The sequence below is a fragment of the Ensifer sp. ENS06 genome (genome assembly GCF_014852205.1).
GTDB classification, from domain to species: domain Bacteria; phylum Pseudomonadota; class Alphaproteobacteria; order Rhizobiales; family Rhizobiaceae; genus Ensifer; species Ensifer adhaerens.
In genome coordinates, this window is the sequence record NZ_JACVBC010000017.1 from 22,248 (window position 1) to 44,475 (window position 22,228).

The following is a 22,228-nucleotide window of genomic DNA, read 5'->3' on the forward strand; positions in this document are numbered from 1 at the left end:
CTTATTGGAGGAAGACCATGAAAATCAGCATGATACAGACCAACCCCCAGGACAACCGCGACGTCAATCTCAAGATTACCCGTGATCTGATGGTCGAGGCAATGAGGGTCGATCAGCCCGACCTGATCGTGTTGCCGGAATATTTCGAGGTCTATGGCACGACCACCGAACAAAAGCTCGCACTGGCAGAACCAGCAGGGGGCGCTGCTTACAGGATGGCGCAAGACTTTGCCCGGGAAAACAACGTGTTCGTGCATGCCGGCACCATCATGGAAAAGGTCGAGGGCGAGAACCGCATCTACAACACCAGCTTCGTGTTCAACCGCCAGGGCAAGGAAGTGGCGGCCTACAGAAAAATCCACATGTTCGATATCGTTGCGCCGGACGGCACAGCCTATAAGGAATCGGCAACCGTCAAGCCGGGCGAAGACATCGTCACATACGATCTGGACGGCCTCAAAGTAGGATGCGCGATCTGCTACGACATCCGCTTCTTCGAACTGTTCCTGCAACTCGAAAAGGCTGGCTGCGACGTTATCGTACTGCCTGCAGCGTTTACGCTCCAGACCGGCAAGGATCACTGGGAAGTCCTTGCGCGCGCCCGCGCCATCGAAACGCAAACCTACTTCGTCGCCTGCGGCCAAACCGGCAGCGTCACGGTCAATGGTGAAAAGCGTGCCTGCTACGGGCATTCGCTTGTCTGCGATCCATGGGGGCACACGATCGCGCGCGCTTCGGACCCCGTCGGCTTCGTCACCGCCCGCATCGACACGAAAGAGATCAGCCGGGTGCGCAATCTCATTCCGATGACCCAGCACCGCCGCCTGGCCTGCGCGTAGGAAGGAGGGTTGCCATGTACGTCATCGAGAAAATGCCGGAGCAGATCGCACAAGCCGATCTTGACCTCCTAAGCGGCGTCGAAACTGCAACCGTTGGTCATTGGCGGCTAATGGGCTTTATGGACCGCGCAATCCAGCCGCTCCTGCCCGGCAAACGTGTCGTCGGGACCGCGGTTACGCTTGCCATCGCCGGCCCGGACTCCACGCTACTGCACCACGCAACGGGGTTGTTGCGGCCAGGGGACATTCTCGTCGTCGATAGGCTCGGCGACGACAAATACGCCTGCTGGGGCGGCGGCGTTACGGTTGCCGCAAAGGCTGCGGGCGCCGTGGCCGGTATTGTCGACGGACCATGCACGGACCTGGCTGAAATCCAGGACTCGGATTTTCCGATGTGGTCGCGCGGCCTTTCGCCGATTACCACTCGTCTCTACGATCTCGGCGGTGGATTGAACATTCCCGTTAGCTGCGGTGGCGCAGTCGTGATGCCCGGCGATGCAATCCTAGCCGACGAAAGCGGCGTTCTGGTCATCCCGCGTGACGAGGTGCGTGCTGTGTCGGAAGAGGCGTTGCGGCGGCAGGAAACCGGCAAGAAGCGCGAGGCCAGCGTTCGCGACAAGCAACAGAAACTCGGCGAAATGACAGGGGCAAGCACCAAGGTTCTGGCAAAACTTTCGTGATGACATCGGTAAACCGACGCCCCAGAAGTTGCTCGGGTGTCGGTTTATCAATCAGCATGCGCAACGCATGCCTCCTCGAATGTTTCTTCCCATTGAAGCCTCGGAAGGCTACGCTTATTCTGTGTAAATTCAACGCGTTGTGACAATTTCTACGTTCATGATGCTGGGCATACCGTAAAACGGGTGGGGCGCTGTCATGCAATGAATATTCGTTTCCTGGAAACCGTCGTTTGGCTTTCGGAGCTGCGGAGCTTCCGTGTTACGGCCGACCGCATGAACATTACCCCGGCTGCCATCTCCAATCGTATTTCCGCCATTGAGCAGGAACTCGGAATTCGTCTCTTTGAACGCGATACCCGCGACGTGCGCCTGACAAGCGAAGGGCAAACCTTCGTTTCTGGAGCTCGAGACATCATTGATCGCTACAACCGTCTCGTCAGCGACGTCGTCCCTGCCGAGACCATAGAGGGCACAGTGCGGATCGGTATTCTGCCGAGCATCGCTTTGACAATCCTTCCCGGTGTCATTGAGACGCTTCGGGTGCGCTATCCGCGCGTCCGTGTTTCTGTCACGACGGATTCCTCGCAGGCGATTGCCAGCAAACTGGAGCAGCGGGCCTTAGACGTCGTATTGGGCTTCCCGACCGGAGACGTGGATAAGTATTTCGTCAAAGACCTTTGCTCCTTCGGAATGTTTTGGGTCGCAAACGGCGGGTTTGAATGCGACGAGGGTCCCATGGCAATTAGTGACCTCTCCATGCATCCAATAATTTCCTACGAGACCGGTACCTACAACCATGGAAGACTATTCAAGTATTTGTCGGGCCATCTAATAGAAGACAGCATTATTCACTATTCAAACTCACTATCCACCACGATTAATATGGTAACCGCAGGGATTGGCATCGCTGTTCTGCCCCCAATCGTAATTCAGAATGAACTTAGATCAGGTACCTTGAGGGTCTTGAAAGTCTCACCTGCTTTTCCGCCGACAAACTACTTTGCGCTGTTTATGCGAAATCCTTCTTCGCGCCTATCTTCTCTCGTGGCATCGATCGCATGCGATGTTGCCAATGATTTTTGCGCGCTTTACAGCGACGCCCTCGCATCGAGCGTGCTGAAGCAAGTTGATAACTACTGAGCCGAATATCATTTGAGGCGACCGCACCTCGCCACGAGCAAACTCCGCGGTACAACGGGGGCACCCAGCAGTGTCAAGGAAGTGCATTTTGCTGCACCGATGGAAGCGAATGAACTTCTCGAGCACCAATACGTTCCGTCATATCGCAGCCTCACACTTTTCCGAGCAGACCGCTCTCAAACTACCGATTGACGCTTAGGCGAAGACACAGGTAGAACGATCTCTCGAGTTTGCTCGCTAGCTTTGATTGTTGCGCGATTGGCATCGCGCTCTAACGAACCTTCCTTTCAAAATCGCGGTCAGAACCCATGTCTAGGACCGGGGCTTCAATTTTGCTTTGAAAGGAACCGTCACGGCCACCGGCACATTTAAATGCATCCAACGAGGGCATGGTTTCATCCAACCTGACAAGCAGGGTGCCGATGGAGCGATCCCGTCGAAAGAAAAGCGCCTTACCAACGCGCGATAAGCGCTACTAACCATTCCCCACAGCCAAGGAACCGCAGCACGCGGGTGACCGCAGGTGAGTCCAATGCCATCCTCTAGTGGTCGTCATTGCCGCCTCCATCACAAAGATAGATTGAAGGTAGACAATGAAGAGCTTGGACGAAAAACTTCTTATTATCCTGGGCGCCTTCCACAGTGTTCGATATGGCGTGTCGCCATCCGTCTCACGCGGCGCTGCTGAAAACCACTCCAAAAAGCATGGTCTCGCGGGAAGTGAATACAGCCAGACCCTCGAAGCGGCAATTGGCGCTGGACTTATCGGACTTTCCTCTGACTCATCTCTCTCAATTCGTGCCGCCGGGCGAACGAGACTAGGCAAACGTTAGCCGAGTCTGGGTGCGACACGGAGGAACCGCCCCAACTGGGGCGATACCTCATCCCACGCCATGCTGACATAACCAATGAGATTCACGTTGAGCGTCGGTGCCCAGTCATCGCCCGAGACTTCTTGAAAAACCGGGACCTCGCGGGCGAATGCAAATGCATAAGCGGGCAGATAACGCCCATGAAAGGCTAATATCTGTACCAGTCTGGTTTCAGAGGGCCGTTCGGATCGACACCCAAGTATCGCGCTTGTTCCTCCGACAAAGTCATCAGAGTGCCCCCCAGTTTGCCCAGATGCAGGCGGGCGACCTTTTCGTCGAGCTGCTTGGGTAGCACGTAGACTTCGTTGTTGTAGCTCGCGCCCTTGGTGAAGAGCTCGATCTGTGCCATCACATGGTTGGAGAACGAAGCCGACATCACGAAGGACGGGTGACCGGTGGCGTTGCCGAGGTTCAAGAGGCGGCCTTCCGAAAGCAGGATGATGCGGTTGCCCGTCGGGAACTCGATCATGTCGACCTGCGGTTTGATGTTCGTCCACTTCAGGTTACGCAGAGCCGAGACCTGGATCTCATCGTCGAATTGGCCGATGTTGCCGACAATCGCCATGTCCTTCATCTCGCGCATATGCTCGATGCGGATAACATCCTTATTCCCAGTTGCCGTGATAAAGATGTCGGCCGAGGAGACGACGTCTTCGAGCTGGACGACTTCGAAGCCGTCCATGGCGGCCTGCAGCGCGCAGATCGGGTCGATTTCGGTAACCTTGACGCGAGCGCCGGCGCCGGCGAGTGAAGCAACCGAACCCTTGCCAACGTCGCCATAGCCGCAGACGACGGCAACCTTGCCGGCCATCATCACGTCAGTGCCGCGGCGGATGCCGTCGACCAGTGACTCCTTAGGGCCATATCTGTTGTCGAACTTCGACTTGGTGACGCTGTCGTTGACGTTGATCGCGGGGAAGGGCAGCAGGCCCTTGGCCTGGAGCTGGTACAGTCGGTTGACGCCGGTGGTAGTTTCCTCGGTCACGCCCTTGATCGCGTCGCGCTGCTTGGTGAACCAGCCCGGCGAAGCGGCAAGGCGCTTCTTGATCTGCGCGACGAGGATTTCTTCTTCCTCGGAGCCCGGGTTGGAGAGCACGTCCTCGCCGGCTTCGGCGCGGGCGCCGAGTAGGATGTACATGGTGGCGTCGCCACCATCGTCGAGGATCATGTTGGAAACGCCACCGTCGGCCCACTGGAAGATCTTGTCCGTGTAGGTCCAGTATTCTTCGAGCGTCTCACCCTTGACGGCGAAGACCGGAACGCCGATTGCGGCGATTGCCGCTGCGGCATGGTCCTGTGTCGAGAAAATATTGCAGGACGCCCAACGCACATCGGCGCCGAGAGCAACCAGCGTTTCGATGAGGACGGCGGTCTGAATGGTCATGTGCAGCGAGCCAGAGATGCGCGCGCCCTTCAGGGGCTTGGAAGCGCCGAACTCTTCGCGGCAGGCCATCAGGCCCGGCATTTCCGTTTCGGCGATCGCAATTTCCTTAAATCCGAAGTCCGCCAACAAAAGATCGGCGACCACAAACTCTGCGACGGCGACGGCCGTTCCACCGCCACCACTGCCAACAACGGCGCCGACTCTTCCTCCGGATGCACCACTTCTCTGACCAGTGGACAGCCCTACAGAACCCGCGCTCTGCCGCGGGGCGCGTTTAGGTTCCCTCGCAGGCGAAACGGCTGCTTTCCCTTGATCTAACAAATCGAATATGCGGGAGGCGGCTTGATCTGCTTCGATCCCGAAAGCAGACAGAAATGTTGAAAATTGGTCTGGTGAAACACCAGAGGCTCTGATCAAAGCCTCTATGTCTTTGCTTTCGGAGATTTCGAGAAGCTGCTCGTACAAGTCATCGTCAACAATGACAGCGTTCTCGTCTTGGGTCTCGGCCATTGCCTAAGCTCCTACGCCGTGAGAAGCTCGGCGTTCCGTGAGGGTGAATTTTTCCCCATCCCGATTTCTCACGTACGCCCTTTGCGTCCACATCGTCATTAGTATCCACAGTGCCTTTACCGGATCGAGCGGCACTATCTGATCCGGCCCAAATACCAAGATTTCCGAGGGACGAAGACTGACGCGGGCGATCCATTCAGTGTCTCCCGGCAAAAGTGAACATTTCAGCCAGAGATTTCCCTGTTGGAAATCCCGCACAGCTTTCGGCCCCTTCAGTGGATCCAGTCTCCAAGTGACATTCGAGACCGTAAATATGGCCGAGAGTTGATTCTCTACCGCTATGAAAGAGCATTGTCCGTTCGCCAATGTTTCAAGAGAGGACTCGGACTTTGCTGTTGAGCTGAGCTTTACATTCGAAGGCTCGAGGCTCAGACCGCTTTCCGTTCCAGCGAACTGTTTTGCCGTCATCCCCACTCCACGTTGATAGGAAACATCCAAGTTCGTGGGAGGTGTGTAGTCCACTATTTCGCAATGAGGGGATGAGAACGAAACTTCCGCACCGGCTGTCGCGATGTGGAAATCTGCCCGTCGAAGAACTCGTCTCCTAACGGTGATGCTTTTGAAGGCCACATTGAGTAGAAGGGAGACTTGGTCACCGGATCTCATTCCCTCCACGTCCAGCATCATGATCGAGTTTATTCGCTCCTCGTCGTTCAACCACCTGGCCAACTTGGGAGGATCAACCAAGAGAGTTCCGCATGATCCTTCTTTCATAGATCCCCCCCGGCGTTTTAGTATGTGTCGACTATCTTATATTTAGCCAGAAGACGATCTTTTCGGTCAATAGCGACTTCGTCGGCTGGCTAGATCCTACTTTATGAGCGTACCTGGCGCCGGCCACGGCACGTGACCAGAGCCCATTCGCGCGCGTCTTGACCGGTTAAGTGGGTCGTCGTAGGTGGTTCAGCATAGCGACGAGCCGATGTTTTCGACCGGACGGATGAAGCCGAGGTTGATCTGGCCATTCTCAAGTCCGCGGATGATGTCTGAGGTCGAGCCACTCGTCACGTGCAGCGCGACATCCGGGAACTTCCGGCCAATGCGAGACAGGAACGCCGGCAGCACGCCGGTCGTCGCGGGATAGACGGTTCCGATCTTGATCGTCCGCGCCGCCTTGCCGGCAACCGAGCGCGCCACCTCGGCCGATAGCCCGACGTCGCCAATGATGCGCACAGCCCGATCGTAGAACACCTCCCCTGCCCGCGTCAGTTCGACCCGGCGCGTCGACCGTTCCAGCAGCCGGACCCCGAGTTCCTTCTCCAACGCCTGGATATGCGAGCTCAGCGCTGGCTGGGCGATGCACATCCGCGCGGCCGCACGGTTGAAATGCAGCTCCTCGGCCACCGCGACGAAAAACGAGAGTTGGCGCAGTTCCATGGCGTCGCTCCGTTGTTCGATGAGGCAAAGGTCTGCGCGCACGACGGAATACGCTCGTCCCCCCTGCCATGCGGAAGTGGAAAACTGGTATCCCGCTCGCCGACACTTGCAAGTTCACCTGACAGGTCGGTAAGGCGATGGGCAACGAGGTGTACAACCTCGCCTTCGCGCTGAATCCGGCCATAAACGCAGAGCATGCTGGCGCCGAGGACCGCGCGGCGATAGTTTTCGAAGGTCTTGGCCCAGACAACCAGATTGGCTATGCCCGTTTCGTCCTCGATGGTGATGAACATCACGCCTTTGGCCGAGCCCGGCCGCTGTCGGACAAGCACCACGCCGGCCGCCTCCAACCATCTGCCATCACGCGTCCGCATCGCCTCCCGGCAGGTGACGATACGGCGCTTCGTCAGATCCGCGCGCAGGAACGAGAGCGGATGGTCGCGCAGCGTCAGCCCGACATGCCCATAGTCCTCAACCACTTCGCCGCCCGCAGTCATCGGCCTTAGCGCCACTGATGGCTCATCGAGTTCGGCGACGGTCCGACTTTCCCGGGCAGATGCCGCGGCAAAGAGCGCCAGCGGCTCGTCGCGCAATGCCTTGATCGCCCAAAGTGCCTCGCGCCGAGCAAGCCCGAGCGAAGGCTGAAACGCATCGGCCTCGGCAAGCTGGACGAGCGAGGCTGCCGAAACCCCTGCCCGTACCAAGACGGACGGCAAAGCGACTTTCATCCGCTGTTGCCTCAAGCGTGCAATCCCAGCGGCTGGCGTTCACACAAACTGGCCGAACCTCGACCCGATGATCGCGCGCATCCCGCACGATCTGGGCCGGGGCGTAAAAACCCAACGGCTGCGCGTTCAGAAGCGCCGCGCAGAAGACGTCCGGGTGCCAGCATTTGAGCCACGAGGAGGCGTAGGCGATCAGCGCGAAGGACGCCGCATGGCTTTCAGGAAAGCCGTAGCTGCCGAAGCCTTCGAGCTGCTTGAAGGTCTTAATCGCAAAGTCCGGCTCGTAGCCGTTTGCGACCATGCCCCGGACAAGCTTCTCACCGAACTTCGACACACCGCCGGTATGCTTGATCGGTCCGTCAAGAATGAAGCGTATCGGAGCTTTCAACAAAGCGCCGCCTCAGCGGGAAAGCGGGAATTCGCGTCACGCGACGGGCGGAAAAAGGGCCGCCGCAGGAGCTTCAACATAGTGGCCCGAAGGGGAAGAGGGATCGACTGCCCCCGTCCGTCGCGTTCCGTGTACACTCTTTGTTTTCGAGCGACTGGCCGCGCGATAAAGCAAGTTACATTTTAAATTGGACGGAATTATGCTTTAAATTGGACGCCAATGGAGTTAACATTGGCCGCATGACCAATACAAATCGCCCGAACACACTCATCCAACGCAAGGCCCGCTCCATGGTCGAGACGGCGCTGTCGGACACGCGCGTCGTTCTCGTCGCCGGACCAAGGCAGGCAGGAAAGACCACCCTTGTGCGACAGTTCTCTGGAACAGAGCGGCCGTACTACACCCTTGATGACGCCGGCACACTCAGCGCCGCCAAATCCGACCCTGTAGGCTTCGTTCGTGGCCTCGACCGAGCGGTAATTGATGAAGTTCAGCGTGCGCCTGAGTTAATGCTTGCGATAAAGGAAAGCGTAGATCGCAGCGATGAGCCGGGCCGCTTCCTGCTCACAGGTTCAGCAAACCTCGCCACCGTGCCGGCGGTGGCAGACTCTCTTGCCGGCCGCATGGCCCTAATTTCGTTGCTGCCGTTTGCACAGGCTGAAATCCGATCGACCCCAGGCCGCTTTCTTGATCGCATTTTTGCGGGAGAGGTGCCCGCGATCGCGGACGGACTTGTGCTCGGCGACGACCTTGTTGAGACGGTTGTACGTGGAGGGTACCCTGAGGTCGTACGCAGGACGCAGCCCGGCCGGCGCACCGCGTGGCTTGAAGACTACGTGGCGCTTATCCTTGACAGAGACGTGCGCGACATTGCCAACATCGATCAGTTGGGCAGGTTGCCGCGCCTCCTTAATGTTCTTGCAGAGCATGCGGGACAATTGGTCAATCATAGCGGATTCGGCACGGCCCTCGGACTATCCAGTGTCACAGCTCAAAAGTATGTAGCAATCCTTGAGCGACTCTTCCTTGTCCGAACCCGCGCGCCATGGTCCAACAACCGGCTTAGTCGCCTGGTAAAAACACCAAAGTTGCATTTTCTCGACACTGGCCTGCTCGCAACCCTGCGCGAAGACGATGTCAACAGTATCCGTGAAAACAAGACGCGTTTCGGTCCTTTGCTCGAAAGCTTCGTCGCATCAGAACTCCTAAAGCTTGCATCTTGGTCCGAACGCCGACTTTCGTTCTCTCACTATCGGACGAAGGATCAGATCGAGGTCGATGTTGTTGTCGAGGACCGGCGCGGTCGCGTCGTCGGCATCGAGGTCAAGGCATCGTCGACGGTTAAGGCTGAAGACTTCAAAGGGCTTCGTCAGTTACAGGAGGCGGTAGGCGACCGCTTCCTGCACGGCATCGTTTTGCACGATCACGACCGCGTGACGCCATTTGGCGAAAAATTGCACGCCGCTCCGCTTTCGGTCCTGTGGACGATGTAAAATCACGAGATACTTATTATGGAACTTGAATCCTCAAAACTCGTCGGGTTCACGACACCCGGCCGTTCAATGCGAAGTTGGCCCTCACCGAAAATCCCGCGTCTTCACCTTGATCTGATCGAGATGCAGATAGGGATCGACGATATCGCGCGGCCGCGGTCCCTTCGGGATACCGCGCGGATCGGGCGCCGGCGCCCCACGATGGAACTCGTCACCTCTTCCATGCGGAAGCGGAAAACTGGCGTCCCGATCGCCCACGCTTGCAAGTTCGCCGGATAGGTCGGTCAGCCGATGGGCAACGAGGTGAACGACCTCGCCTTCCCGTTGAATGCGCCCATAGACGCCGAGCATGCCGGCGCCGAGCACAACGCGGCGAAACGTCTCGAAGGTCTTTGCCCAGACGACGAGATTGGCGATGCCGGTTTCGTCTTCGATGGTGATGAACATCACGCCCTTGGCAGAACCCGGCCGCTGGCGCACGAGCACCAGACCTGCGGCTTCGAGCCATTTTCCATCCCGGGTCTGCATCGCCTCCTTGCACGTGACGATGCGACGCTTCGTCAGATCGGCGCGCAGGAACGAGAGGGGATGGCTGCGTAGCGTCAAGCCGACATGCCCATAGTCCTCAACCACTTCGCCGCCCGCAGTCATCGGCCTTAGCGCCACTGATGGCTCATCCAGTTCCGCGACCGTCCGGCTTTCACGCTCAGAGGCCGCGGCAAAGAGCGGCAGCGGCTCGTCGCGCAGCGCCTTGATCGCCCAGAGTGCCTCGCGTCGCGCAAGCTTGAGCGAAGGTTGGAAGGCATCGGCTTCGGCAAGCTGGACCAAAGAGGCGGCCGGAACGCCTGCCCGGCGCCAGAGATCGTCGACGGTCTCGAAAGGCCTTTCGTCGCGCGAGGCAACGATTGCCGCGGCGTCAGCGTTCGCCAGCGCCTTGACCATGCGAAGACCAAGGCGAACGGCAAAGCGGCTTTCATCCCCCGTTGCCTCGAGCGTGCAATCCCAGCGGCTGGCGTTCACACACACAGGCCGGACCTCGACGCCATGGTCGCGCGCGTCCCGCACGATCTGGGCCGGGGCGTAAAAGCCCATCGGTTGGGCATTCAGAAGTGCTGCGCAGAAGACATCCGGATGCCAGCATTTGAGCCAGGAGGAGGCATAGGCAATCAGCGCGAAGGACGCGGCATGGCTTTCCGGAAACCCGTAGCTGCCGAAACCTTCGAGCTGCTTGAAGGTCTTAATCGCAAAGTCCGGCTCATAGCCGTTTGCGACCATTCCCCGGACAAGCTTCTCGCCAAACTTCGAAACACCGCCGGTATGCTTGAAGGTCGCCATGGCGCGGCGCAATTGATCGGCTTCGCCCGGCGTGAACCCGGCGCATTCGATGGCGACCCGCATCGCCTGTTCCTGGAAGAGCGGCACACCGAGCGTCTTTCCAAGCACCTGCTCCAGTTCCGGCTTCGGGTAAATCACCGCCTCCTTGCCCTCGCGCCGGCGAAGATAGGGATGCACCATGTCGCCCTGGATCGGGCCGGGGCGCACGATCGCCACCTCGATGACGAGGTCATAGAAGGTACGCGGCTTGATCCTCGGCAGCATCGACATCTGCGCGCGGCTTTCGATCTGAAAGGTACCGAGCGTGTCGGCACGCCGGATCATGGCGTAAGTGCGCGGATCTTCGGCCGGGATGCTCGCCAGATCAAGATGGATGCCCTTGTGTTCGGCGAGCAGATCAAAGCCGCGCTTCATGCACGAGAGCATACCGAGCGCCAGGCAATCGACCTTCATGAACTTCAGGATATCGATATCGTCCTTGTCCCATTCGATCACCTGCCGGTCGGCCATGGCCGCCGGTTCGATCGGGACGAGCTCGTCGAGGCGATCGTTCGTCAGGACGAAGCCGCCCGGATGCTGCGACAGGTGACGCGGCGCCCCCATCAGCTGCCGGGCCAGATCGAGCGTGAGGCGCAGGCGCCGATCGGACAGGTTGAGATTGAGCTCCTCGGCATGTTTTTCGCCGATGTCCTCGCCCCAGCCCCAGACCTGCGACGACAGCATCTTCGTCATGTCCTCGGGCAGCCCCAGCGCCTTGCCGACATCGCGGATGGCGCCTTTCGACCGATAGCGGATGACCGTGGAGCAAAGGGCCGCATGATCACGGCCATAGGTCTCGAAGACCCATTGCATGACGATCTCGCGGCGCTCGTGCTCGAAGTCGACGTCAATGTCAGGCGGCTCGCGCCGTTCCTCGGAGACGAAGCGCTCGAACAGGAGGTCGTTGATTTCAGGGTCGATCGAGGTGATGCCGAGCACATAACAGACAGACGAATTGGCGGCCGATCCTCTGCCCTGGCATAGAATGTCCCTTGAACGGGCAAAACGCACGATCGAATTCACTGTCAGGAAGTAGGACGCATATTGAAGCTTCTCGATCAGCCGCAGTTCGTGCTCGAGGTTCTTGCGGACTTTTTCCGGCAACCCTTCTGGGTAACGCCAGGCTGCACCTTCCCAGGTCAGTTGCGCCAGTGTCTGTTGGGCTGTCAGTGCAGGATTGGATCGCTCCTCCGGATATTGATAGGCGAGCTCGTCGAGCGAAAACCGGCACCGCTCCAGGATCTCGATGGTGCGGGTAAGCGCTTCAGGGTAGCGCGCAAAGAGCCGCGCCATTTCCTCGGGCGGCTTCAGGTAGCGATCGGCGTGGCGTTCGCGGCGGAAACCGGCCTCGTCGATCGTGATGTTGTGGCGAATGCAGGTGACGACATCCTCCAGGATGCGCCGCTCCGGCACATGAAACAGCACGTCGTTGGTGACGACCGTTGGCACGCCGACTGAAGCTGCCAGGTTGGAGAGCTGATGAAGGCGCAGCTGGTCGTTCGGCCGGCGGCGGAGTGTCAGCGACAGGTAGGCGCGGTCGCCGAATTCTTGCCTTAGACGGCGCAGCTCCCGCGCGCAGTCCTCGTCAGCGGCATCGGGAAGGAGAACCGCGATCAGTCCCTCGCCATAGGCAACGAGATCGGACCAGGCAAGCCGGCATTTCGCCTTGCCGCCGCGCTTCTTGCCGAGCGACAGCAGCCGGCAAAGCCGCGCATAGGCCGGCCGGTCGGTCGGAAAGACGAGGACCGATAGATCGCCTTCAAGATCGAGGCGGCAGCCGACGACCAGCCGCACGCCGACATCCTTGGCCGCCTGGTGCGCTCGCACGATGCCGGCGAGGCTGTTGCGATCGGCAATGGCCAGCGCCTCGAGCCTAAGTTCGGCGGCACGTTGGAATAGCTCTTCGCAGGAGGATGCGCCGCGCAGGAAGGAGAAATGCGAGGTCACCTGCAGCTCGGCATAAAGCGGCGTCGTCATCCGAAAATCCCGTGCAGGAACCATTGGTGGCTGCCGGTCTCGCTGTGTTCGCCGTCGCCGGCGCGATAAATCCAGTAGCGCTCGCCGGCGTCATCCTCGACCTGGAAATAGTCGCGTACGGCGACGAGCTCGGCATCGCGCTTCCACCATTCGCCGAAGACGCGTTCGGGGCCGTCGGCACGTTTCACCCGTCGGCGCACACCACGCCATGTGAAACTGACCGGCGGATGATCGGGCAGAAGCGCCATCGTCTCGATCGCTTCAGGATGGAGAAGCAAGCGCACCGGTCTTGGCCAATGGCCGGGCCAGGCGAGACCTTCGTCCGGCGCCATCGGCGCGATGCGGTTGATGGAGCGTTCGGGCACGTCGCTGGCGACCGGTTGAAAACGATACAGCCGGCGTGCGCCGATGCGGTTTCCCAGGATGTCGATCAGGCCGGAAACATCGGCCTCCGGTTCCTCGACCAGCGAGGAAACGACCTGTCTTGCCACCAGCGGCTCGGCGTGGGTTGCCGTCAGCGACATGATTTCGATCCCGAAGCCCGGATCGATCGTCTCGATCCTATCAGTGATGAGCCGGATCAGGCGCTTGGCGTCGCGAACGGGCGTCGCGGTGCCTGCGCGGATCGCCTGGTAGGTGTTATCAACGCGATGGAAGAGAAGGTCGACGCGCCGCGCGCCGAGGCCTCTTTCTTCCAGTACCAGACAGAGCGCGCCCACAAGCTTCGCGGCATAGCGCGCAATCGTCTCGGCGGCCGCAATCGGTTCACCGAAGGAACGGCGAACTTCGATAAGCTCAGGCGTGCGGACCGGATCGATCGGCTCGGCAACCTCTCCCATGGCCTGGTCGATGCGACGGCCAAGTTCGGGTCCAAATCGAAGGGCAAGCGGCCCCCGCGGCACGCCGGCCACCTCACCGATCGTGTTGAAGCCCAGCACGCGAAGGCCATGGACGATTGCAGGATCGAGGCGAAGCGCTGCGACGGGCAGGTCACGGATGGTTTCCTGCTGCGCCCCCGGAGCGACAACCAGCGTCGGATGAGCGAGAAACCGGGCGCCGGCATGGGCCGCCCCCCAGGTATCGGCAACCGCAGCCCGCGCCTCGATGCCGGATCCGAAGAACCGGTTGACCATGCCTGACAGCATCAGGTCCTCGCCGCCATGCAGGTGATCGGCACCGGTCGTATCGATCACCAGGCCATCGGGCGGATCGGCGGCTACGATCGGCGCATAGCGCTGCAGCGCCCAGAGCGCCAGGCGTTCGAGCGCTTCTTGATCGGCGGCCGGATCGGCGTCCATGACGACAAGACCTGAGACGAGCGCCTGGGCTTTCGTGGCGGCCATGCGGGGTCTCAGGCCTGCGGCAATCGCCGCGGCATTTACCGAGAGCACCACACGCCTTCGCTGTTCGCGACCGACGAGGACGAGAGGCGTTTCAGCCGGCGGAGCTGCGTCGCCGAGCTTGCGCCTCAGGCGATCCGTGGGCCAGCTCGGAAGGAAGAGCGATACGACCCTTGGCATCTGGGGCCTCCACTTCGAAATCTGCACTTTCGCCGGCACGGCAGCGGATGAGTTCGACGAGCCAGCGCGCGCGGCCGACGCCTGGAACCGGCAAGGGGACGGATGGCAGGACGGACACGCGCCAGCGCGTGACCGATGCCGTCGGCTGCCCGAAATCCGAGGCTTCGGCCTGTCGTCGCCAGCGGCGGATCGCAATGCCCAACGTGCCGGAACTCTCGGCTGCAAGCTGCAAGCGGCGCGAGGCGGTCATCGAAAGGCGCGCGAGCTCGCCGACGACGGCACCGAGGCCGCCGTGGCGAAGCCCCTCTTCCATGCAGGAAAGAAGCGCCTTTTCGTCGCCGGCCTCCACATAGATGACGCGGCTCGGCGAAAGACCGACTTGAGCCAGCGCCGGCGCGAAGAGATCGGGCCGCGTCACACACCAGAGCACCTTGCCTTTCGAGCGGGCGGCAATGCCCGCGCAAAAGAGAGCCGCCGCCGCGCCGTCGATCGCACCGTTGCCGCCGCCGGCGACCTCATGCAACGAGCCGAGTACAAGCCCCCCACCCGGCAATCGCCGATCAATCTCGGTGACACCAAACGGCAGCACCTGTCGTCCACGGCCGCTTGCGCCTTCAAGGCGCTGGATGCGCTCGCGAAGTTCTGAGACGACGGTATTGTCGACTGGACGGGGCATTTTGGAAGGAACAACTCCTTAGGGCTATGCATTAGCGCTTCCTGTTGATATGTTCTCTATTTGTTCCTATTTGAGTTGCGAGTCAACGAAGTTCAGAAAAGAGACTGTTGATTGCGATCGAGACGCCAGCACGGACACGCTGCTTGGTGCAATGAACAGATCGAATGCCGGGGAACGGGGACAGAAGCGAGCAGTCGTTGATATGAAGCTAGGTGAGAAAGGGAGACTGAACTTTGTGCAATCTCTACAACATCACGACGACACGTGATGCCGTGATCGCATTCACCAAGGCATTCCGCGACAAGGCAGGCTGGAACCAGCCATCCTATGACGTCTATCCCGGCTATCAGGCGCCCGTAGTCCGCGTCGGCGAAGACGGAGAGCGAGAGATCGCGCGTGTCACCTGGGGCATGCCCTCGCCGCCCGCTTTCGTGAAGAACTACGATCCCGGCGTCACCAACATCCGAAACGTCGCCTCTCCGCACTGGAGACGCTGGCTCGGGGCGACCAGTCGCTGCGTCGTCCCCTTCAACTCCTTCGCCGAGCCGGATCCGGCGGCCAAGGTTCCCGGCGGTAAAATCCCCAATGCCTGGTTTGCCGGAACTAAGGAGCGGCCGCTGATGTTCTTCGCCGGCTTCTGGACGCCATGGAAGGGTGTCAGGCGCGTGCGCGATGGTGAGCGCGAATACGAGCTCTTCGGCTTCCTCACCACATCCCCGAACGAGATCGTCTCGCCAATCCATCAAAAGGCCATGCCGGTGATCCTGACCACACCTGACGAGGTCGATCTGTGGCTCACCGGATCCTGGGACGAGGTGAAGCACCTGCAGCGGCCGCTTCCGGGCAACATGCTTGTTGTCGTCGAGCCTCCTGCCGCCCTGCCCGAAGAAGACCTGCTGCTATGACCAGTCGTTGGGTCGCGTGATCGGTGATGGAACGCTCTGAGCGCACGCGAAAGATCATCCATGTCGACATGGATGCCTTCTACGCCTCGGTGGAGCAGCGGGACAATCCCGTACTTCGCGGGCTTCCGATTGCCGTTGGCTTTGGCGAGGCGCGCGGCGTCGTGGCTGCCGCAAGCTACGAGGCGCGCAAATACGGCGTCCATTCGGCCATGCCGTCGGTCACCGCCAAGCGGAAATGCCCGGAGCTGATTTTTGTGACGCCGCGCTTCGATGCTTACCGCGCAGTCTCACAGCAGATCCACGCGATCTTTGCCGAATACACGCCGCTCATCGAACCGCTCTCGCTCGACGAGGCCTATCTTGATGTCACCGAGAACCTCAAGGGAATGGAACTTGCGACGGAGATCGCCGAGGAGATCCGCGCCAAGATCAAGGCAAGGACAGGCCTGACCGCTTCGGCCGGCGTTTCCTATAACAAGTTCCTCGCCAAGATGGCGTCCGACCAGAGAAAACCGGATGGCCTCTTCGTCATCACGCCAAAGAACGGTCCGGCCTTCGTCGAGGCGCTGCCCGTCAAGAAATTCCATGGCGTCGGTCCGGCAACCGCCGAGCGCATGCACAAGCTCGGGATTGAAACGGGCGCCGATCTGAAGGATCACGATATCGCCTTCTTGCAGCAACACTTCGGAAAATCGGGACCTTACTTCTACTGGATCGCCCGCGGCGTCGACGAACGTCAAGTGAAGGCCGACCGGGTGCGCAAGTCCATCGGCGCGGAAGACACGTTCTCCGTAGACGTCCATGATTTCGAGACCGCCAGGGCTGGCCTCGAACCGCTGATCGAAAAGGTCTGGCGCTACTGCGAAGCGAACGGCATTCGCGCCAAGACCGCGACGCTCAAGGTGAAATGGGCGGATTTCACTCAGATCACTAGGAGCAAGACAACAGCGGCACCGATCGCAAGTGCCGCAGAGCTTGCCGCGGTCATGACGATGCTGTTGTCTCCACTCTTCCCTGCCCCAAAAGGCATTCGGTTGCTGGGCATGACACTGTCGTCACTCGATGAAGCAACGATCGAAAGCAAGCCACAGCTTGCCTTCGCGCTCTAAAACAGCTTGCTCGTCTGCCAGGACACCGAACGACCGAATGAGGGTTGGCGGATCAACTATGCGCCGGCTACCAAAAGTGGGATGGGTCATGCGGCCAGCTTCCCCTCGCCGTGACAGACCGAGTTGCAAATGACGGCACGTCCGTGCAGCCCATTGAGAATGCAGCAGCGCGAGCCGCACCCACCAAGGCTCACTCCATTCACTCGTATAAATCATGGAAATCGTGATCACCGAACGGGCGGCCTTTGCAGGGAACCTTATTCAGTAAACTCTTAATTAACCATAACCTTGCAGACTTTGTTCAGTCGCCAATCAAATTGTAGCGTACAGCGGCAACTCAGAACCGTAACCCCGCCCACGGGTTGCGGTTTTGCCCATAAAGCCAGGCACCTCTCAACCACAAGCGCAAGGTTAAGCGATGAGTTATGACTGGAGCGGCGCGCGGCATCGCCGGATGAAGGTTGCACGTCTTGGCGCCGCGCTCACTGTGGCGGCCACCGTCGTTGCCGTTGTAGTCCAGGTCATGGGAAGTGCGCTCTAGAGCGACGCAATCGCCGTGAACGGATGAGTTCGGCTCATCGATACGATGACCAACTCTGCGTCCTTGTTTCCCGAAGAGGAAAGGTTCGAATATGATCGACTGGAATACGGACGGTCACGGCAACATAAGGGCATCAACGGTCGTCTGCTGGAACACTGCAATCGACGAGACGGGCGAGCTTTTCCTGAGGATCGAATTCAGCGCCGATCCGGATCTCGAAAACGTGTCGGCGCTGCAGTTCAGATTGACCGCGCAGCAAGCAATGCAAATTGCGGAAAGGCTGACGAACACTTATCGGCAGTCCTCGACGGCGAGCGAGCGCCCAGACCAATCCTTGCTACTGACGTCGCAGGGGCGCCCCGCGCCATAATGAGTGGACAGACCAGGAAGGGGAAAGGACGTGGCCACCCGCAAAGAAATCGCCGATCGTATGATTGCCAAGTGGCAAGCAAGGGGCATTGCAATTGACCACACCGCCGAGTTCCAGGCTCTGCTCAGACTCTGGATTGCGGGTGACATTTCCATCGATGACATCCGGCGGAGGCACCTGAAAATGCTGCGCGAACGTGCCCGAACGGCAAAGCGCAATTAAACGACGAGACACGTCTTGTGGCATCGCCGGCTAATGTTGAGCCCAACGACGCATCGCCACGGCAAACCCGCTTCCGGTTTATTTCACTGATAGGACGACCAGGCCTGCAATTGGGTCGGTTACGCCGAGCCCTCCTCCGAGGTCCTCGAGCGTCTCACGAAAGCTGTCAAGCGTGGCGACCATCTGCGGCCGGCTCGCCGCCAATGCTTCCATGCTCTCCCATTCCGCGATAATGCAGTATCGTCCCTCGCCAGCCTCGATGATGTTGGCATGACGCAGACCCGACCAGCTTTGAGCTATGTCCCGGTGAGCGCCGAGAAAAGCCTCAGCCATCCCCGGCTTGACCTTGAAGCGGACGACATTGAATGCGGTCATGAGCGCCTCCCTGAGCCTTGTTCTGCCTCTGATAATCTGCCGTCCAAATTGCGCTTTTGGCTAGAGCCTGCACCCGACCGAGAAAGCCTCAAGAACGGGCTCGCCAATCGGAGATATATGGCCAAAGTTCGAGGAAACTAGTCCGGGATCGGAAAGCTTCTGAGTGAGTGCGGACGCCGCCTCGGCGCGCCAGCTAGTTGCTCCAAACCGCTCAAGCATAGCTCGTAGCTGTGTATTTTCTTGCCGAAGGCGATATGCCAGCAGTCTGCGGTTCTCTTCTTCCAGTGCGGCAAGGTCGTCGGCAACTGGTTCAGCAACAACGAACGCCGTGTTGCTGGCGAGGCCGCGACCGCTGCGTTTCTGTCCTTGGCGACGACACAGCCGTCAGGCTTGCCTCTTGGCCAAATCCAATCAGCTGCCGGACACCATAAGCGGTATCGGCAATGCCGTCTCGGCCTCGTCGAGGATTTCGAAAGTGAACTTGCCAGATGCATCGACCTCAACCGAGTAGCTGAGGCGATCCTGCACGCGGTTGTTTTCGTCGAAGGTCAGTACCTTCGGCTTCAAGGAAGTAAGCCGGCTTTCGTCGAGGTAAACCGAGTTGCATATAATGATCTGGTCGCCCGGCTGGCATGTGCGTGCGGCCGCACCATTGAGGATGCAGCACCTAGAACCGCGTTCACCGAGGATGACGTAGGTGGAGATGCGCGCCCCGGAATTCTTGTTCCAGATCTCGACGAACTCCATCGGCAAGATGCCGGCCTCCTCACAGTGGTCCGGGTCAAGAGTGATCGACCCATGATAGTTGAGGTTCGCCTCGGTGACATAAATGCCATGGAGCTTCCCTGCGACCAGCTTTCTCATGCTTTTTCACACCTCGCGGTTGATCAGGTTTCGTCGCGCCCTGGCGCTGCCGACGAGGCAGAAATCTTCGCGCACGGCCAATCGCCAAGCAGAGAGAAGGCCCCGCCGGGGAAGGCGGGGCAAGGTTCGCACCCAGATGGCTCTCTGAACGCGGGGAAGAAAAACTCCATCGGCCAAGCCGATGCGCTCAGATACGAACAAAGCCGCCCGCAAGGAAGGTCGCTTTCGACAATTCCGGTACGGCTTTGCTAATATATCAACCGGCTCGAATGACGATCCTAATCGTGTCGGCACCAGCTTTTCCCCTCCCGCGTTGTCGCAATCCGTACGGCGTATGTACTAGCCCGCCCCCCGACACGACTAATTCAGTTTATTTTTCAGCCCGTTAGCTTGCCGAAGGAGGATATTTAGCGCTTCTTGAGATACCTTCGACGGTTCCGCTATCGGTTCGCCTGCAGCCAGGAACAAACCGCATTTTCGCATCGTTTTACGACGCAACGGATTTTCTCGAACATGAATGGCCGATACGGCACGCAGCTATGAGCGAGCAATCATGACGTGTCGAGGTCCCTAGGAGCGTGGGGCTATCCGGCCCAGCGTAGAGCGTTTGCGCGGTGTCGACACACCGACTTCGGGAACTATTCCGGGATTCCGCGACGCGAGTTTGCATCCGCATCAATGCTAAAGAGTGGATGCTGCGCGCCGCAATTTCCGAAAATTTGACAGCCAAGAGCGGAAAAACGAGAATTCCGCTCCACATGTCAAAGTTAATTTCTAATGCGCCTCCAACGGCGCATTATGAGACTATCGCTGGACTTTAAGAAGGGCTCCGGCGGCTGGGAGATCATATGCGCTTTCGCCCTAAGGGAGGGATTGCGCTATGCTTTCTCCACGCCGATCTGGATACATTCTTCCTCAAGATTTTACGGTCGTCTCATCGGTCTTTGATAAGGTCGCAATTGCGCGAGCAATAAGCCGCGAGAGCGAGGAGGCTGAGCGCTTGGCCCGATATGCGCTGGAACTGTACATGACCGGCACGCGTAATGAGTTGGACCTCGAAGCGCGCTTAAAGGAATTCTGCGACCCGATCGACTATGGGATGGCGGCCGGTGGAGGTACAACCGTCGGAGATTTGTTGCCCGACTTGTCGGCATGGGCACGAGCACTGACTGCCTCACCAAGCACGGCGACCAAAAGATCAGACGTTTAATCGAGATGGTAAACTTCGACCTTCTCCGCTCGCTCGCCGACCCTCTTAAATGAGGGATGGCGCAGCTTCGCGTCCTGCGTCCACGCCCGATACTCGACCTCGGCGACTAGCAGCGGTTCGGAGAAGATCGCGCCCCTGCGCTTGAGTGCCACCGGTGGCCGCTTAGCCGGGATCGCGTCGAGCAGTTCGCGAAGCTGCACCGACTCGTTGTTGCTCCATCCCGTCCCGCACCCGCCGACGTAGACGAGCTCGTCCCTCTTCCTCGCCGCCAGAAGCAGGCGGCCGATCGCGCCTGGCATCGTCGAAGGCTCATATCCGACGATCACGAACCAATCGCGCCAAGCACATTTAACCTTGAGCCATTCCGGCCGGCGCCCGGATCGATAGGGCGCGTCCCGCCGCTTCGCGATGATCCCCTCAAGGCCGAGTTCGCAAGCTGCACGGAAGAAATCGGCGCCGTCAGCCTGGACTTCCTCGGAGAAACGTATGGTGCCAGCCCTACCGGCGACGATCGGCTCGAGCAGTTGCCGGCGCTCACCCAAGGGCATCATCCGAAGGTCCTGGCCGTCTAGATAGAGGAGATCGAAGGCAAAGAAGATGATCTCTCCGGCATCGCGCAGGCTCGGCCTTCTCCCGACCGCGCGCTGCAGCAACCCGAAGTCCGAGCGGCCCCGGTCGTCGAGCACAACCGCCTCGCCGTCTATGATCATGGTCGCATGGCCGAGCTCGCGCGCATCGGCGACGACGGAACCGAACTTCTTAGCCCAGTCATATCCGCCGCGAGTGATCGCCCTCACCTCGCCTGGCTCGACATGGATCGCCAGCCGATACCCGTCCCACTTCACCTCAAAGGTCCACTCCGGACCTTTCGGCGGCTGATCGACGAGGGTAGCGACGCATGGCTCGACGCGCCGCGGCATCGGTTCGGGCAGCGGCGTGGAGGTTGGTTTCTTTCTAAGGGTTCTAGCCATTTAACGTTGACGATTTGCTCGTCTCTGGATTATCGCGGCTAACGCAGCGAGTCGACTTTGCGGCAGCTTGACAATGAAAGTATCAATGTCGCGTGCGAAGTTCGACCATGCTTTGTCACCGTCGATACCCTTATCGATCACGCCGGCCTCTTCGAGTTCGGAGCGCTCCATGTTTATGCGTGCAACGGAAATCTGCAGCAGATCCGAGCCAGTGATCATCGCCCCACTCCCTGCTGTCGAAGGTTCATAGTTCCATGAGTAGGTTGCCGCGCTTCGTTGTCCGGTTCCGCGGCCTCTTCCTCCTCTACCAGCTTTTGGTAGCAATCCTCGATATCCTGCGCGATGCCGTCGGCGTCGTAGAGGTAACCATCTGTGCCGCCGTCATTTTCAATGATCTCGGCCAATGAGTTCATTACCACGCGACCGAGGTATTGTAGGGCGTCGCGATGATGATCGGCGCCTCCGCTCGCGAACGCCTGGCGCGCATCGTCAATCGCCTGACGCATGGCCTGAAATGACCCGTCGATATGGAGCTTCGTGTTCACAGCACCGCCTCCTCAACGCACCGCTTGGCCCTAACGCAATACTCGTGGATAGGTTCACTTTACTATCGACAGACAGTTAAACGCCACAATTGATTCGATTC

Annotated in this window: 20 protein-coding genes and 2 pseudogenes; 10 read left to right on the plus strand and 12 right to left on the minus strand. The window is 59.4% G+C overall.

The genetic code is table 11. From position 1 onward, the window contains the following. Positions 1–17: 17 nt before the first annotated feature. The 3 genes from IB279_RS32635 (at position 18) to IB279_RS32645 (ending at position 2,659) form a co-directional block, all read left to right on the plus strand. Positions 18–839: a carbon-nitrogen hydrolase family protein gene (locus tag IB279_RS32635; protein ID WP_113188551.1), complete on the plus strand. Its 822-nt coding sequence runs from the start codon at positions 18–20 to the stop codon at positions 837–839. 14 nt (positions 840–853) lie between these two features. Next, entirely contained in the window at positions 854–1,519 is a 666-nt protein-coding gene (locus IB279_RS32640) for an RraA family protein (protein ID WP_060585486.1), read from the plus strand. A 201-nt stretch (positions 1,520–1,720) separates the two neighbouring features. Then, on the plus strand, positions 1,721–2,659 hold the full coding sequence (locus IB279_RS32645; protein ID WP_060585484.1) for a LysR family transcriptional regulator: 939 nt from the start codon (positions 1,721–1,723) through the stop codon (positions 2,657–2,659). 1,020 nt (positions 2,660–3,679) lie between these two features. On the opposite strand, the gene ahcY is transcribed toward IB279_RS32645, so the two are convergent. The 4 genes and pseudogenes from ahcY to IB279_RS32665 form a co-directional block, all read right to left on the minus strand. Next, a complete protein-coding gene (ahcY, locus tag IB279_RS32650; RefSeq protein WP_127890846.1) occupies positions 3,680–5,059 on the minus strand; it encodes an adenosylhomocysteinase in 1,380 nt (459 codons plus the stop codon). Between the two features lie 369 nt (positions 5,060–5,428). Beyond that, a complete protein-coding gene (locus IB279_RS32655; RefSeq protein WP_127890847.1) occupies positions 5,429–6,199 on the minus strand; it encodes a hypothetical protein in 771 nt (256 codons plus the stop codon). A gap of 201 nt (positions 6,200–6,400) precedes the next feature. Then, positions 6,401–6,862, minus strand: a pseudogene (locus IB279_RS32660) (LysR family transcriptional regulator); the annotation flags it as partial. Beyond that, positions 6,766–7,936, minus strand: a pseudogene (locus IB279_RS32665) (OB-fold nucleic acid binding domain-containing protein); the annotation flags it as partial. The pseudogenes IB279_RS32665 and IB279_RS32660, both read right to left, overlap by 97 nt. 278 nt (positions 7,937–8,214) lie before the next feature. Between IB279_RS32665 and IB279_RS32670 the strand changes: the two are divergent. After that, positions 8,215–9,468, plus strand: coding sequence for an ATP-binding protein (locus IB279_RS32670; protein WP_113189686.1), 1,254 nt, complete (start codon positions 8,215–8,217; stop codon positions 9,466–9,468). Between the two features lie 84 nt (positions 9,469–9,552). Here the strand turns inward: IB279_RS32670 and IB279_RS32675 are convergent, their stop codons facing one another. From IB279_RS32675 to IB279_RS32685, 3 genes are read right to left on the minus strand one after another with little or no spacing between them, the layout of a single operon-like run. Continuing rightward, positions 9,553–12,819, minus strand: a complete 3,267-nt coding sequence (locus IB279_RS32675; RefSeq protein WP_192340585.1) for an error-prone DNA polymerase — start codon at positions 12,817–12,819, stop codon at positions 9,553–9,555. Further along, a complete protein-coding gene (locus IB279_RS32680) occupies positions 12,816–14,339 on the minus strand; it encodes a DNA polymerase Y family protein (protein ID WP_113189684.1) in 1,524 nt (507 codons plus the stop codon). Before IB279_RS32680 ends, IB279_RS32675 begins: the two co-directional genes overlap by 4 nt. Beyond that, complete coding sequence (locus tag IB279_RS32685) at positions 14,254–15,015, minus strand: ImuA family protein (protein ID WP_060529251.1); 762 nt, start codon at positions 15,013–15,015, stop codon at positions 14,254–14,256. The genes IB279_RS32680 and IB279_RS32685 overlap by 86 nt, the downstream gene beginning before the upstream one ends. Positions 15,016–15,248: 233 nt before the next feature. Here IB279_RS32685 and IB279_RS32690 point away from each other — a divergent pair, with 233 nt between their 5' ends. From IB279_RS32690 to IB279_RS32705, 5 genes are all read left to right on the plus strand, one after another. Then, the gene (locus IB279_RS32690; protein ID WP_060520190.1) at positions 15,249–15,920 is read left to right on the plus strand and encodes an SOS response-associated peptidase; all 672 of its coding nucleotides are present in this window, start codon (positions 15,249–15,251) and stop codon (positions 15,918–15,920) included. Positions 15,921–15,946: 26 nt separating this feature from the next. After that, entirely contained in the window at positions 15,947–17,029 is a 1,083-nt protein-coding gene (gene dinB, locus IB279_RS32695; RefSeq protein WP_192340587.1) for a DNA polymerase IV, read from the plus strand. Positions 17,030–17,447: 418 nt separating this feature from the next. Beyond that, complete coding sequence (locus IB279_RS37740) at positions 17,448–17,570, plus strand: hypothetical protein (protein WP_256385321.1); 123 nt, start codon at positions 17,448–17,450, stop codon at positions 17,568–17,570. A 91-nt stretch (positions 17,571–17,661) separates the two neighbouring features. After that, positions 17,662–17,940 carry a hypothetical protein gene (locus tag IB279_RS32700; RefSeq protein WP_060606839.1) on the plus strand — a complete coding sequence of 93 codons (279 nt, stop codon included), beginning with the start codon at positions 17,662–17,664 and terminating at the stop codon, positions 17,938–17,940. A gap of 30 nt (positions 17,941–17,970) precedes the next feature. Next, positions 17,971–18,162 (plus strand): hypothetical protein, encoded by a 192-nt coding sequence (locus IB279_RS32705; protein WP_127890851.1) that lies wholly within the window; start codon positions 17,971–17,973, stop codon positions 18,160–18,162. Between the two features lie 78 nt (positions 18,163–18,240). Here IB279_RS32705 and IB279_RS32710 read toward each other — a convergent pair whose 3' ends face one another. Both IB279_RS32710 and panD read right to left on the minus strand, forming a co-directional pair. After that, a complete protein-coding gene (locus tag IB279_RS32710) occupies positions 18,241–18,537 on the minus strand; it encodes an antibiotic biosynthesis monooxygenase (protein WP_060581446.1) in 297 nt (98 codons plus the stop codon). 411 nt (positions 18,538–18,948) lie between these two features. Further along, positions 18,949–19,401, minus strand: coding sequence for an aspartate 1-decarboxylase (panD, locus tag IB279_RS32715; RefSeq protein ID WP_060606845.1), 453 nt, complete (start codon positions 19,399–19,401; stop codon positions 18,949–18,951). Between the two features lie 422 nt (positions 19,402–19,823). Here panD and IB279_RS32720 point away from each other — a divergent pair, with 422 nt between their 5' ends. Beyond that, on the plus strand, positions 19,824–19,958 hold the full coding sequence (locus tag IB279_RS32720) for a DUF982 domain-containing protein (RefSeq protein WP_113189691.1): 135 nt from the start codon (positions 19,824–19,826) through the stop codon (positions 19,956–19,958). 649 nt (positions 19,959–20,607) lie between these two features. On the opposite strand, the gene ligD is transcribed toward IB279_RS32720, so the two are convergent. Genes ligD through IB279_RS32735 form a run of 3 tightly spaced genes read right to left on the minus strand, consistent with a single transcriptional unit; the run spans position 20,608 to position 22,127 of the window. Then, on the minus strand, positions 20,608–21,582 hold the full coding sequence (gene ligD, locus IB279_RS32725; RefSeq protein ID WP_113189682.1) for a non-homologous end-joining DNA ligase: 975 nt from the start codon (positions 21,580–21,582) through the stop codon (positions 20,608–20,610). Then, positions 21,583–21,801 (minus strand): hypothetical protein, encoded by a 219-nt coding sequence (locus IB279_RS32730; RefSeq protein ID WP_113189681.1) that lies wholly within the window; start codon positions 21,799–21,801, stop codon positions 21,583–21,585. Next, positions 21,798–22,127 (minus strand): hypothetical protein, encoded by a 330-nt coding sequence (locus tag IB279_RS32735; RefSeq protein WP_060606852.1) that lies wholly within the window; start codon positions 22,125–22,127, stop codon positions 21,798–21,800. Before IB279_RS32735 ends, IB279_RS32730 begins: the two co-directional genes overlap by 4 nt. Between the last annotated feature and the right edge of the window lie 101 nt (positions 22,128–22,228).